Source organism: Pseudomonas parafulva (assembly GCF_002021815.1).
Lineage (GTDB): Bacteria > Pseudomonadota > Gammaproteobacteria > Pseudomonadales > Pseudomonadaceae > Aquipseudomonas > Aquipseudomonas parafulva_B.
On the sequence record NZ_CP019952.1, the window covers coordinates 540209 to 552418 of the forward strand.

Sequence of the window (12210 nt, forward strand, 5' to 3'; positions counted from 1 at the left end):
CAGGCCGAGCAGCAGCAACTGCGCGAAACTCTCGAAGGCACGCTGAAGGAGTCCGCAAACGACATGGCAGAGTTGCTGGCCTCGGTGGCGCCGCGCGCCATCTGGGACAAGGATGTGCCGGTGCTATCGGATTTCGCCCGACGGGCGCAGCGCAATCCCAACGTTCTGTTCGTGATTTATGACGATGCAGAAGGCCAGCACCTGACCCGCTACCTGAACCGACAGAACCCGATCAACCAGGCATTGCTCAAGAAAGGCCAAGGGGAGCGAGCGCTGGACAAGGTGATCGAGGCCGCCCGCCGTGACCCTGCCGTGTACATGGTCGAAGCGTCGATCAACCCAAACGGGGCGGAAATCGGCAAGGTTCTGCTGGGTGTGTCAACCGCCGGTATCGATCAGCAACTGGCCGCGCTGGATCAGCGTTTCGCAGCCTTGATCACCAGCAGCGAACGGCTGGTTGGCGACAGCCTGGTAGGGGCGGCTGCCGACAGTGGCAAGACCCTGCGTGAACGCCTTGAGGCTGCGCAAGGCAGCGCCGCGGCCATGCAGAACAATACAGCGCAAACCGTGCGCGATGCGGCGGCTGAATTGCGTTGGCGCATCGGCCTGGGCCTGGTGCTGGTAGGGTTGGGCGTGCTGTTGGTGGTGGCCGTGGTGCTGGGCCGGCGTGTAGTGAGCAAGTTGCGCCTGTTGATCGCGGCGCTCGATGACCTGGCGGCGGGCGAAGGCGACCTGACCAAGCGGGTACGGCTGGACAGCTGCGACGAGATTGGCGACATGGCCTCTGCAGTCAACCGCTTCGTCGACAAGCTGCAACCTATCGTGCGCGAAGCCGGTGACGTGGCCCAGCGCACCGGTGTGGAAATCGACGCCATGGCCCAGCGCAACGCCGGCGCCGATGCCGCCGCTGCGTTGCAACGTGATGAAGTGGCGGCCAGCCTGAGCGACCTGTCGAGCATGGCTGAAGAAGCCCAGGCCGAGAGCTACGCCATGCAGGCCGCCTTGCAGCAAGTGGTGGACATCCGCCAGGCCACCGACGAAAACAGTCGCACCTCGACGCAACTGGCCGCGCTGATCGAAAACCTGGCTGGGCAGGTGGATGCAGGCTCCCAGGTCATCGAGCGCCTGGCCAAGCAAAGCGAGCAGATCGAGGTGGTGCTGACGGTCATCCACGGCATTGCCGAGCAGACCAACCTGCTGGCCCTCAATGCCGCCATCGAAGCCGCCCGTGCCGGTGAGACGGGGCGTGGCTTCGCCGTAGTGGCGGACGAAGTGAGGGCGTTGGCGAGCAAGACGCAACGCTCCACCGGTGATATCCAGGCGCATATTGCCGCACTGCAGGCAGGGGCGAAGGAGGCGGTAGCCACGATCAGTCAGGCGGGTACAAAGGCCAGCGAAGGGCTGCTGGTGCTGCGTGACAACGAGCGTCGCCAGCAGTCGGTACAGGCTGCCGTCGAGCAGGTGCATGCGGCGATAGGCCTGGCTACCCGTGCCGCCGAACAGCAAGCCAACGGCGCGCAAGCGGTGCGCGGCAGGGTGCAGAACATACATACCCAGGCCGAGCGTTCAGCCGAAGTGGTGATGCAGACCACGGCAAGCAGCAAGGTACTGGACGATCTGGCGGCGCAGCTTCGGGCGAGTCTAGGCCAGTTCCGGGCTTGATGCGTTTGAGGCCATCACGCCCGGTTCAGGTACATCCGCGTTGTCAGCAGGTACACCGGCAACCCCGACACCACAATCAACAACGCCGCATACGGGGCTGCGGCCGCGAACTCCACATTGGCCGTGTGTGCCCAGACTTCGGTGGCAAGGGTCGTCATGCCGGTCGGGCTGAGCAGCAACGTTGCCGTCAATTCCTTCATGGCGTCCAGAAACACCAAGGCGAAGGCCGCTGCCATCGCCGGGAAGATGATCGGCAGGGTCACTTTGCAAAACGCGGCAAAGCTGCTTGCTCCCAGGGTGCGGGCCGCTTCTTCCAGCGTAGGGGAGGCCTTGTTCAAGGCCGTGCGTACAGGGGACTGGGCCAGAGGCAGGAACAACAGTGCATAGGCCAAAAGCAGTAACGCCGTGGTCTGGTACAGCACCGGCACGTAGTGCAGGGCGAAGAACACCAGCGTCAGGGCAATGACCAGGCCGGGCAGGGCATGCAGCAGGTACGGCAAGCGTTCTGCCCAAATGGCCAGGCGCCCCTTGTAGCGCACCACCAGGAAGCTGATCGGCAGAGCTAGCACGACGCAGAAGCCGGCGCCGCCTAGCGACACGGACAGCGAGGTGAGCAGTGCACTGGAAATATCCGCAATGGGGAACGCTGCGGAGGAACCCACGCTGAGCCAGTAACCGAGCATGGCCAATGGAATACCGCTGCCCAATACTGCCAGGCCCAGGCAGAACAACTGAGCAGGTATTGCCCAGCCACGCAGCTTTATAGGCTGAGCGCGGCGTGCCACGCCCTGGCCGATGCGCACATGCCGGGCCTTGCCGCGTACCCGCAGCTCCAGCCAGAGCATGACCAGGCACATGGCTAGCAGTACGGCAGAGAGCATGGCCGCGTTGGCGTTGCTGAACTCCAGCTCGAACTGTTGGTAAATGGCGGTGGTGAATGTCTGCAGGCCTAGAATCGACAGCGCGCCGAATTCCACGAGCATGTGCAGGGCAATCAACAAGGCGCCCCCGAGCATCGATGGCCACAGCAGGGGCAGGGTGACTTTCCGGTACACGCTCCAGCGGCTACAGCCCAGGGTGCGCGCCGACTCCTCGAGTGAGGTGTCCAGGTTGCGCAAGGTGGCGGCCACTGGCAGGAAGATCAGCGGGTACTTGGACAGGGCCATCACCAAAATGGCGCCGCCCAGGCCCTCGAAGTCAGCGCTCAGCGAGACCCAGGTGAAGCTGCTGACGAACGACGGCACGGCAAAGGGCAGGCACAACACCACCCCCCACAGCCTGCGACCGGGCAGGTCGCTGCGTTCGAGCAACCAGGCCAGCGCCAGGCCCACCACCATGCAAGTCAGGGTTACCCCGACCATCAACAACAAGGTATTGCGCATCAGCCCCCATACATAGGGGCGCCACAACAGATACAGCGCCTCTCGCCAGCCGGCTTCCCAGGCTTTGATGGCCACGTAGAGCAATGGCAGCACGCTCATCGCCACCAGGAAAAGCACGGGCAGCACCACCCAGATCGAGGGGCGCCTGCGGCGCGGTACGAAACGTACCGGCACCGGCTGGGTCAGGGCGGCAGTCATTAGAGCAGACCGACCTCACGTTCCAGTTCGATGGCTTCCTCGGCATTGCCCAGGTCGGCAGGCGAGATCTTGGGCGGGCGCAGGTCTTCAAACGGCTTCAGGCCCCGGTCGGAGACCATGCCCTTGTGCAGCGGGTACTCGGCTGTCGTCTGGGTGATGACGCGCTGACCTTCTTCGCTGGCCATCCAGTTGAGCAGGGCCTGGGCTTCCTTGGGGTGCTTGCTGGCCTTCACGGCCGCGGCACCCGAAATGGTCACCAGGTTGCCGGCATCGCCGTCGGCCAGGTAGTACAGCTTGGAATCTAGCTTGCCACGCTCGCGCTCCAAGGCGTACCAGTAGTAGTTGTTGACCAGCACCGCGTCCACTTCACCTTTCTCCACGGCCTTGAGGGCGACCATGTTGTTGGTGTAGGTCTTGCCGAAGGCCTTCAGGCCGGTCAGCCATTCTTCCGTTGCCTCGCGACCATGCATCTTCAGGATGGCTACCGCCTGCTCCTGGAAAGCCCCGCTGGTGGGCACGAAGCCAACACGCCTGTCCCATTCAGGGTTGGCGAAGTCCATCACCGTGGTCGGCAGGTCCTTCTCGTCGATTTTCTTGGGGTTGTACACCACCACCCGGGTCCGCGCGGTCACGCCCATCCAGGTGCCGTTGGCGGCGACGTATTCCTTGGGCAGCATGTTGAGCGTGGCATCATCGATCTTTGCCAGCAGGCCCAATTCACCCAGGTTGTTCAGGGGTGGCGACTCTTCGGTATAGATGATGTCGGCCGGCGAGCGCTCGCCTTCTTCGATGATCTGGCTGGCCAGCTGGTTGCTGCTGCCCTTGCGAATATTGATATGGATGCCGGTCTTGGCTTCATAAGCCTTGGCGATGGCCTCGCCGATTTCCTTGTGCTGACCGTTGTACATGGTCAAGGTGACCGGCGCGTCTGCCATGGCGGCCGGAGCGCCGATGACCAGGCTCAATACGGCGGCGGCCAGGGTGCGCATCAGCGGTTGCGGGCGGATCGTCATGCGGGTACTTCCTCGCTTACGGCTACATATTCGGAAACAATGGTAAACGAAATCGTTTCTCATGTGGCGAGGTGACGATAAATTCATTGAGCGGGTTACGTGGGCTTATGCATGCATCGAAAGGGGCGGGGCGTTGGGTCTTGTGCACCGTCTTGCAGAAGGCCGAAAGCACGGGAGGGCGCGGCCAAGGTGCTGAATTTCAGGCAAGAAAAAACCCACTAGCAAGCTAGTGGGTTTTTGTATGGTGCCCAGGAGAAGACTCGAACTTCCACGACCGTTAAGTCACTGATACCTGAAACCAGCGCGTCTACCAATTCCGCCACCTGGGCAAAGCTTTACATCATCTGATGAAGGCGACTATTGTTCGCTTCACACAGTAGTAACAGATCCTTGGTCATCTATTACTTGAAAATTTTGGTGCCCAGGAGAAGACTCGAACTTCCACGGCCGTTAAGCCACTGATACCTGAAACCAGCGCGTCTACCAATTCCGCCACCTGGGCACACATTCGAGATAAAAGATGCTTTACAGCGCCGCTCATCTCTACTACAACTTCGGGGTTGTCCGTCGTCGTGGTGCGCACTATACGGATGCTCCCAAGGGCTGTAAAGCCCTCGATCAAAAAAAATCTCAAAAAATTCAACTTGTTGATTTCATGGGCCTATTGCCGATTGCCGAGCGCTCCTCAGGGGGCTGTCCAAGGCTGACATTTCCGGTTTCAATACGCCTATGCCAGAATTCCTATCTATATACCCCAAGGTGAACCCCTTCTGATGGCCGATTGGCAATCCCTCGATCCCGAGGCCGCTCGCGAAGCGGAAAAATACGACAACCCCATTCCCAGCCGTGAGCTGATCCTGCAGCGCCTTGCCGACCGTGGCGAACCGGCCGCGCGCGAGGAGCTGGCGGCAGAGTTCGGTCTGCACGAAGAAGACCAGATCGAAGCACTGCGTCGCCGCCTGCGGGCCATGGAGCGCGACGGCCAGCTTATCTACACCCGGCGCGGCACCTATGCCCCGGTGGACAAGCTGGACCTCATCTGCGGTCGCGTCTCCGGCCACCGCGACGGCTTCGGCTTCCTCATTCCCGACGACGGTAGCGAAGACCTGTTCCTGAGCCCGTCGCAGATGCGCCTGGTATTCGATGGCGACCGCGCCCTGGCTCGCGTATCTGGCGTCGACCGCCGTGGTCGCCGCGAAGGCGTACTGGTAGAGGTTGTCTCCCGCGCCCATGAGAGCGTGGTCGGCCGCTACTTCGAGGAGGGCGGCATCGGTTACGTGACCCCCGACAACCCGAAGATCCAGCAGGAAGTGCTGGTCACGGCCGGGCGCAACGGTGGCGCGAAGATCGGCCAGTTCGTCGAGATCAAGATCACCCATTGGCCGACGGCGCGGTTCCAGCCACAAGGCGATGTGGTGGAAGTGGTCGGCAACTACATGGCGCCGGGCATGGAAATCGACGTTGCCTTGCGCAGCTACGATATCCCACACGTTTGGCCCAAGGATGTGATCAAGGAGGCCCGCAAGTTCCGCTCCGAAGTCGAAGACAAGGACAAGGAAAAGCGCGTCGACCTGCGCCACCTGCCTTTCGTGACCATCGACGGCGAGGACGCGCGCGACTTCGACGATGCCGTTTACTGCGAACCGCTGGGCAAGCTGCGGATGTTCTCCGGTGGCTGGCGCCTTTATGTGGCCATCGCCGACGTGTCGAGCTACGTTCGCCTGGGCTCGGCGCTGGATGTGGAAGCCCAGCAGCGCGGCAACTCGGTGTACTTCCCCGAGCGAGTGGTGCCCATGCTGCCCGAGGAGTTGTCCAACGGCCTGTGCTCGTTGAACCCGCATGTCGATCGACTGGCCATGGTCTGTGAAATGACCATGAACAAGGCCGGGCAAATGGTCGACTACCAGTTCTATGAAGGGGTCATCCACTCCCACGCCCGCCTGACCTACAACAAGGTCAGCAGCATGCTCGAGCATCCACGCACCCGTGAAGGCAAGGCGCTGCGCGAGGAATACAAGGAAGTCGTCCCGGACCTGAAGAACCTCTACAACCTGTACAAAGTCCTGCTCGAGGCCCGTCACACCCGCGGTGCCATTGACTTCGAGACCCAGGAAACTCGCATCGTCTTCGGCGAAGACCGCAAAATCGCGGAAATTCGCCCGACCGTGCGCAACGATGCGCACAAGCTGATCGAGGAATGCATGCTGGCCGCCAACGTGGCCACGGCAGAGTTCCTGCAAAAACATAACGTGCCGGCCTTGTACCGCGTGCACGACGGCCCACCACCGGAGCGCCTGGAAAAGCTGCGCGCGTTCCTGGGCGAGCTGGGGCTGTCCCTGCACAAGGGCAAGGATCCGTCGCCCAAGGACTACCAGGCACTGCTGGCGAGCATCGCCGCCCGCCCGGACTTCCACCTGATCCAGACCGTGATGCTGCGCTCGCTCAGCCAGGCGGTGTACAGCACCGACAACAACGGCCACTTCGGCTTGAACTACGAGGCGTACACTCACTTCACCTCGCCGATCCGCCGTTACCCTGACCTGCTGGTGCACCGCGCCATCCGCAGCGTGATCCGCTCCAAGGTCGATACCCCGCACGTCAAGCGTGCCGGTGCCATGAGCATTCCCAAGGCGCGTATCTACCCGTACGACGAGAACACCCTCGAGCAACTGGGCGAGCAGTGTTCGATGACCGAACGTCGGGCTGACGAAGCCACCCGTGACGTGGTCAACTGGCTCAAGTGCGAATACATGAAGGACCGCGTGGGCGAGACGTTCCCGGGTGTGATCACTGCGGTGACCGGTTTCGGCCTGTTCGTCGAGCTGACCGACATCTACGTCGAGGGTCTGGTGCACGTCAGTGCGCTGCCGGGCGACTATTACCACTTCGACCCTGTGCATCATCGCCTGTCGGGCGAACGCACCGGCCGCAGCTTCCGGCTGGGTGACACGATCGAGGTCAAGGTCATGCGCGTGGACCTGGACGAGCGCAAGATCGACTTCGAGGTGGCCGACGCCACTTTGGCCGCTCCGATCGGTCGCAAGCAGCGTGGTGCAACGGCTGCGGCGGCCCCGACCGAGCAAGCTCCGGAGCAAGTGAAGGCCAAGGCCACGCCCAAGCCGCGCAGCCGCAAGAGCGAAGCCTCCGAGGCGTATTTCCCCAAGGACGCCGTGCAGCGCAACGCCGAGGTGCGCAAGAGCCGCGAAATGAAAAAGGCGCTGATGACCGAGGCCCGCACTACCGGCCACGGCAGCAGCAAGTCGGACAAGGGCAGCAAGACGTCCGGCAAGCCTACCAAGCACCGTAAAGGGCCGTCGAAATCCGGCGCCTCACGCAAGAGCAAGAGCAATTCATGAGTCAGTTGGAAAAGATCTACGGCGTTCACGCGGTACAGGCGCTGTTGCAGCACCATCCCAAGCGAGTCAAGCAGATCTGGCTGTCAGAGGGTCGCAGCGAGCCGCGCCTGCAAGCGCTGCTGGCCTTGGCCGCCGAGAACCGTGTGGCCGTGGGTCAAGCCGAACGCCGTGAGATGGACGCCTGGGTCGAGGGCGTGCACCAGGGTGTGGTGGCCGAGGTGAGCCCCAGCCAGGTCTGGGGCGAGCTTATGCTCGAGGAGTTGCTCGAACGCACTGAAACGCCGCCGCTGATCCTGGTGCTGGACGGGGTGACCGACCCGCACAACCTCGGTGCCTGCCTGCGCACCGCCGATGCGGCGGGGGCCACGGCTGTGATCGTGCCCAAGGACAAGTCAGCGACCCTTACGCCTGTAGTGCGCAAGGTCGCATGCGGCGCAGCCGAGGTGATCCCGCTGGTGGCCGTGACCAATCTTGCGCGTACGCTTGAGAAGTTGCAGCAGCGGGGCCTATGGGTGGTCGGCACCGCTGGCGAAGCCGAGCAGGAAATCTACCAGCAGGACCTGACCGGCCCGCTGGTGATGATCATGGGCGCCGAAGGCAAGGGCATGCGCCGGCTGACCCGCGAGCACTGCGATTTTCTGGTGAAGCTGCCGATGAGCGGCAGCGTCAGCAGCCTGAACGTGTCCGTGGCCACTGGCGTATGCCTGTTCGAGGCCGTGCGCCAGCGTCAGGCCAAGGGTTGAGCCCAGGGCCGTGCCGGTCTTGTGGCCGGCGCGGCGTCAGCCTGACCTGACCACGTGAACTGATCCTATGCAGGCAGCTGCACCCGTGGAGCGACAGGCGCCGCGTCGAAGTGTTTCCGGTTGTTCAAATAATCGCCAATTGCCTTGCTTGTCTGTCTGGCCTTCTCTACAATTGCGCCCCTTGCCGAGCTGGCAGGTGCGCATGTGCCTCTACTCCCTGGCAAGACACACCAGTGTCATTCACTCCTTGTCTGACCAGATTCGCTGGCAGACTACTAACCCGTAAGGAGCATTCATGCGTCATTACGAAATCATCTTCCTGGTTCACCCGGACCAGAGCGAGCAAGTCGGCGGCATGGTTGAGCGTTACACCAAGCTGATCGAAGAAGATGGTGGCAAGATCCACCGCCTGGAAGATTGGGGCCGTCGTCAACTGGCCTACGCCATCAACAATGTTCACAAGGCTCACTACGTGATGCTGAACGTTGAGTGCACTGGCAAGGCCCTGGCCGAGCTGGAAGACAACTTCCGCTACAACGATGCCGTTATCCGTAACCTTGTCATCCGTCGCGACGAAGCCGTTACCGGTCAGTCCGAGATGCTGAAGGCTGAAGAAAACCGCAGCGAGCGCCGTGAGCGTCGTGAGCGTCCTGAGCATGCCGAGTCCGCCGAAGGCGACGACAGCAATGACAGCGACTCCAGCGATAGCGCTGACGAGTAATCCACGGACCTTTAGAGGAGCCTATTAAATGGCACGTTTCTTCCGTCGTCGTAAATTCTGCCGCTTCACTGCTGAAGACGTGAAAGAGATCGACTTCAAAGATCTCAACACCCTGAAAGCTTACGTATCCGAAACCGGCAAGATCGTTCCAAGCCGTATCACCGGTACCAAAGCTCGTTATCAGCGTCAGCTGGCTACCGCTATCAAGCGCGCCCGCTTCCTGGCCCTGCTGCCCTACACCGACAGCCACGGCCGCTGAGACCGGGTCGTCGACAAGCAGTAAGGGATTAGCATGCGAGCGTTAGCAAGTTTCATCATGCGCGGTCGTGTGCAGGCCACCCTCGTGGTGGTCATCAGCGCGGTATTGCCGCTGCTGTTCTGGTTGAGTGCCGCTGCCGGCAGCCTTGTGCTGCTGCGGCGCGGGTTCAAGGATGCTTCAACGGTCATCGCTGGCGGCTTGCTGGCAGGGTTGGCCGTTTGGGTCATGGGCGATCCGATTACCTTCATGGTGATCGCGGGCGCCCTGGCACTTGCCGGCCTGTTGCGGGCCGAGCATCCCTGGAGTCGGGTGTTGGTGGTCAGTGCCGTGTTCGCCGTGGCGTTCAGCCTCGTGCTCGATCTGGCGCTGGCCCCTACCTTCGATGCGCTGGCCAAGGCGTTTGCCGAAGCCATGCCGCAAGTAGAAGGGCAGCCGGTGCTCTCCGGTGAAGTGATCCGCCCATTGCTGGTCACTTCCACAGCGGTGACAGTGCAGTTGTTCTGCGTGCTGGCCTTGGTGCTAGCGCGCTATTGGCAGGCAGCGTTGTACAACCCTGGAGGCTTCGGTCACGAGTTTCGTGCCCTGAAGCTGCCGAAACAGACCATGGTGGCCCTGGTGGCAGTGATGGTGGTGGCCCCGTTCATCGGGCCGCAGTTCATCATCCTGGCATCGGCTTCGAGCCTGGTACTGGTGCTGGCCGGCATCGCTTTGATGCATGGGCTCGTGGCGCAGGGCCGACTGGCCGGTTTCTGGCTGGTAGGGATGTACGTGACGCTGCCGCTGATCATGCAGCTGATTTACCCGTTGCTGGTGGTCCTGGCCATTGTCGACAGCCTGATTGATTTTCGCGGTCGCAAGTCCCCCAAAGGGAATGACTCCGCGAACGGTGAAGGTTAAAAGTTAAGAGGTTTTACCAAATGGAACTGATCCTGCTGGAAAAAGTCGCCAACCTGGGCAACCTGGGCGATAAAGTAAAAGTTAAGGCTGGTTACGGCCGTAACTTCCTGCTGCCATTCGGCAAGGCTACCGTTGCCAACGCCGCCAACCTGGCTGCGTTCGAAGAGCGTCGCGCCGAGTTGGAAAAAGCAGCTGCAGACCGTAAATCGTCGGCTGAAAGCCGCGCTGCCCAACTGGCCGAGCTGGAAGTGACCATCACTGCCACCGCTGGCGACGAAGGCAAGCTGTTCGGTTCGATCGGCACCCACGACATCGCTGACGCCCTGACCGCCTCCGGCGTTGAAGTGGCCAAAGCTGAAGTTCGTCTGCCGAACGGCACCATCCGTCAGGTTGGCGAATACGACGTAGCCGTGCACCTGCACAGCGACGTTGAAGCCACCGTACGCGTGGTCGTCGTAGCTGCCTAAGCTGCGCTGACTGGCTGGCCCCTCAGGTGTCAGCCGGTTAACATCGGGCACGGTCCTGTCTTCGACAGGCCGTGCCCTTTGTCTTTTTCATCCTCCAGAATTCTTTCGTGGCCATGAACGAGATCACTACCTCCGAACAGCTCGACCTGCAAACCGCAGCCCTGAAAGTGCCGCCGCATTCCATCGAGGCCGAACAGGCCGTGCTCGGTGGTCTGATGCTGGACAACAACGCCTGGGAGCGGGTGCTGGATCAGGTGTCGGACGGTGACTTCTACCGGCATGACCACCGGCTGATCTTCCGTGCCGTGCACAAGTTGGCCGACGCCAACCAGCCGTTCGATGTGGTGACGCTGCACGAGCAGCTCGACAAGGAAGGCTTATCGACGCAGGTCGGTGGCCTGGCGTACCTGGCCGAACTGGCCAAGAACACGCCTTCGGTGGCCAACATCAAGGCCTACGCCGCGATCATTCGCGAGCGGGCCACGCTGCGGCAACTGATCAGCATCAGTACCGACATCGCAGACAATGCGTTCAATCCGCAAGGCCGTGATGCGGCGGAAATCCTCGACGACGCCGAGCGGCAGATCTTCCAGATCGCCGAGGCGCGACCCAAGACCGGCGGCCCGGTAGGGGTCAACGACCTGTTGACCATGGCCATCGACCGCATCGATACCTTGTTCAACTCCGACAGCGACATCACCGGTATTTCCACCGGTTATACCGACCTGGACGAGAAAACCAGCGGCCTTCAGCCGGCCGACCTGATCATCGTGGCGGGCCGGCCTTCGATGGGTAAAACCACGTTCGCCATGAACCTGGTGGAAAACGCCGTGCTGCGGACCGACAAGGCCGTGCTGGTGTTTTCGCTGGAAATGCCAGGGGAATCGCTGGTCATGCGTATGCTGTCCTCACTGGGTCGTATCGACCAGACCAAGGTCCGCTCCGGTCAATTGAGCGACGACGACTGGCCACGCCTCACCTCGGCGGTAAACCTGCTCAACGACCGCAAGCTGTTCATCGATGACACCGCTGGCATCAGCCCATCAGAGATGCGCGCGCGCACCCGGCGCCTGGCACGCGAGCACGGCGAGATCGCCATGATCATGGTCGACTACCTGCAGTTGATGCAGATTCCCGGATCTTCCGGTGACAACCGCACGAACGAGATTTCCGAAATCTCTCGCTCGCTCAAAGCCCTGGCCAAGGAATTCAATTGCCCGGTCATTGCCCTTTCGCAGCTCAACCGTTCGTTGGAGCAACGTCCGAACAAGCGTCCGGTGAACTCCGACCTGCGTGAATCGGGTGCAATCGAGCAGGACGCCGACGTCATCATGTTCGTGTACCGCGACGAGGTGTACCATCCGGAGACCGAGCACAAGGGCGTGGCGGAAATAATCATCGGTAAACAGCGTAACGGGCCTATCGGCTTTGTGCGCCTGGCGTTTATCGGCAAGTACACCCGCTTCGAGAACCTCGCGCCGGGCATGTACAACTTCGACGACGACGAATAGC

Annotated in this window: 10 protein-coding genes, 2 tRNA genes and 1 pseudogene; 9 read left to right on the forward strand and 4 right to left on the reverse strand. The window is 61.7% G+C overall.

The genetic code is table 11. The features are described 5' to 3' along the window. Positions 1-543 precede the first annotated feature (543 nt). Positions 544-756, forward strand: a pseudogene (locus tag B2J77_RS21800) (methyl-accepting chemotaxis protein); the annotation flags it as partial. A 201-nt stretch (positions 757-957) separates the two neighbouring features. Continuing rightward, the gene (locus B2J77_RS21805; RefSeq protein ID WP_416231921.1) at positions 958-1662 is read left to right on the forward strand and encodes a methyl-accepting chemotaxis protein; all 705 of its coding nucleotides are present in this window, start codon (positions 958-960) and stop codon (positions 1660-1662) included. Positions 1663-1676: 14 nt separating this feature from the next. On the opposite strand, the gene B2J77_RS02315 is transcribed toward B2J77_RS21805, so the two are convergent. From B2J77_RS02315 to B2J77_RS02330, 4 genes are all read right to left on the reverse strand, one after another. After that, entirely contained in the window at positions 1677-3242 is a 1566-nt protein-coding gene (locus B2J77_RS02315) for an ABC transporter permease (RefSeq protein WP_058637992.1), read from the reverse strand. Further along, entirely contained in the window at positions 3242-4255 is a 1014-nt protein-coding gene (locus B2J77_RS02320; RefSeq protein ID WP_058637993.1) for an extracellular solute-binding protein, read from the reverse strand. The genes B2J77_RS02315 and B2J77_RS02320 overlap by 1 nt, the downstream gene beginning before the upstream one ends. Positions 4256-4497: 242 nt before the next feature. Further along, a tRNA-Leu gene (locus tag B2J77_RS02325) sits at positions 4498-4584 on the reverse strand. Positions 4585-4670: 86 nt separating this feature from the next. Next, positions 4671-4757, reverse strand: a tRNA-Leu gene (locus B2J77_RS02330). A 271-nt stretch (positions 4758-5028) separates the two neighbouring features. On the opposite strand from B2J77_RS02330, the gene rnr reads away from it, so the two are divergent. From rnr to dnaB, 7 genes are all read left to right on the forward strand, one after another. After that, on the forward strand, positions 5029-7611 hold the full coding sequence (gene rnr, locus B2J77_RS02335; protein WP_058637994.1) for a ribonuclease R: 2583 nt from the start codon (positions 5029-5031) through the stop codon (positions 7609-7611). Continuing rightward, on the forward strand, positions 7608-8354 hold the full coding sequence (gene rlmB, locus B2J77_RS02340) for a 23S rRNA (guanosine(2251)-2'-O)-methyltransferase RlmB (RefSeq protein ID WP_023532995.1): 747 nt from the start codon (positions 7608-7610) through the stop codon (positions 8352-8354). Before rnr ends, rlmB begins: the two co-directional genes overlap by 4 nt. A 295-nt stretch (positions 8355-8649) precedes the next feature. Then, positions 8650-9075, forward strand: coding sequence for a 30S ribosomal protein S6 (rpsF, locus tag B2J77_RS02345; RefSeq protein WP_078477911.1), 426 nt, complete (start codon positions 8650-8652; stop codon positions 9073-9075). A 28-nt stretch (positions 9076-9103) separates the two neighbouring features. Continuing rightward, positions 9104-9334 carry a 30S ribosomal protein S18 gene (rpsR, locus tag B2J77_RS02350; RefSeq protein ID WP_003249563.1) on the forward strand — a complete coding sequence of 77 codons (231 nt, stop codon included), beginning with the start codon at positions 9104-9106 and terminating at the stop codon, positions 9332-9334. A gap of 33 nt (positions 9335-9367) precedes the next feature. Then, a complete protein-coding gene (locus B2J77_RS02355; protein ID WP_023533001.1) occupies positions 9368-10231 on the forward strand; it encodes a hypothetical protein in 864 nt (287 codons plus the stop codon). Positions 10232-10251: 20 nt separating this feature from the next. After that, a complete protein-coding gene (gene rplI / locus B2J77_RS02360) occupies positions 10252-10698 on the forward strand; it encodes a 50S ribosomal protein L9 (protein WP_012316464.1) in 447 nt (148 codons plus the stop codon). A 113-nt stretch (positions 10699-10811) separates the two neighbouring features. Then, the gene (gene dnaB, locus B2J77_RS02365) at positions 10812-12209 is read left to right on the forward strand and encodes a replicative DNA helicase (protein ID WP_023532900.1); all 1398 of its coding nucleotides are present in this window, start codon (positions 10812-10814) and stop codon (positions 12207-12209) included. Position 12210: the final 1 nt, after the last annotated feature.

What these genes read in the sequence shown, in the direction of transcription:
- rplI (WP_012316464.1), top strand. Translation starts at nt 10,252, where the DNA reads ATGGAACTGATCCTGCTGGAAAAAGTCGCCAACCTGGGCAACCTGGGC.
- B2J77_RS02320 (WP_058637993.1), bottom strand. Translation starts at nt 4,255, where the DNA reads ATGACGATCCGCCCGCAACCGCTGATGCGCACCCTGGCCGCCGCCGTA.
- rpsR (WP_003249563.1), top strand. Translation starts at nt 9,104, where the DNA reads ATGGCACGTTTCTTCCGTCGTCGTAAATTCTGCCGCTTCACTGCTGAA.
- dnaB (WP_023532900.1), top strand. Translation starts at nt 10,812, where the DNA reads ATGAACGAGATCACTACCTCCGAACAGCTCGACCTGCAAACCGCAGCC.
- rlmB (WP_023532995.1), top strand. Translation starts at nt 7,608, where the DNA reads ATGAGTCAGTTGGAAAAGATCTACGGCGTTCACGCGGTACAGGCGCTG.
- rnr (WP_058637994.1), top strand. Translation starts at nt 5,029, where the DNA reads ATGGCCGATTGGCAATCCCTCGATCCCGAGGCCGCTCGCGAAGCGGAA.
- B2J77_RS02315 (WP_058637992.1), bottom strand. Translation starts at nt 3,242, where the DNA reads ATGACTGCCGCCCTGACCCAGCCGGTGCCGGTACGTTTCGTACCGCGC.
- B2J77_RS02355 (WP_023533001.1), top strand. Translation starts at nt 9,368, where the DNA reads ATGCGAGCGTTAGCAAGTTTCATCATGCGCGGTCGTGTGCAGGCCACC.
- rpsF (WP_078477911.1), top strand. Translation starts at nt 8,650, where the DNA reads ATGCGTCATTACGAAATCATCTTCCTGGTTCACCCGGACCAGAGCGAG.
- B2J77_RS21805 (WP_416231921.1), top strand. Translation starts at nt 958, where the DNA reads ATGGCTGAAGAAGCCCAGGCCGAGAGCTACGCCATGCAGGCCGCCTTG.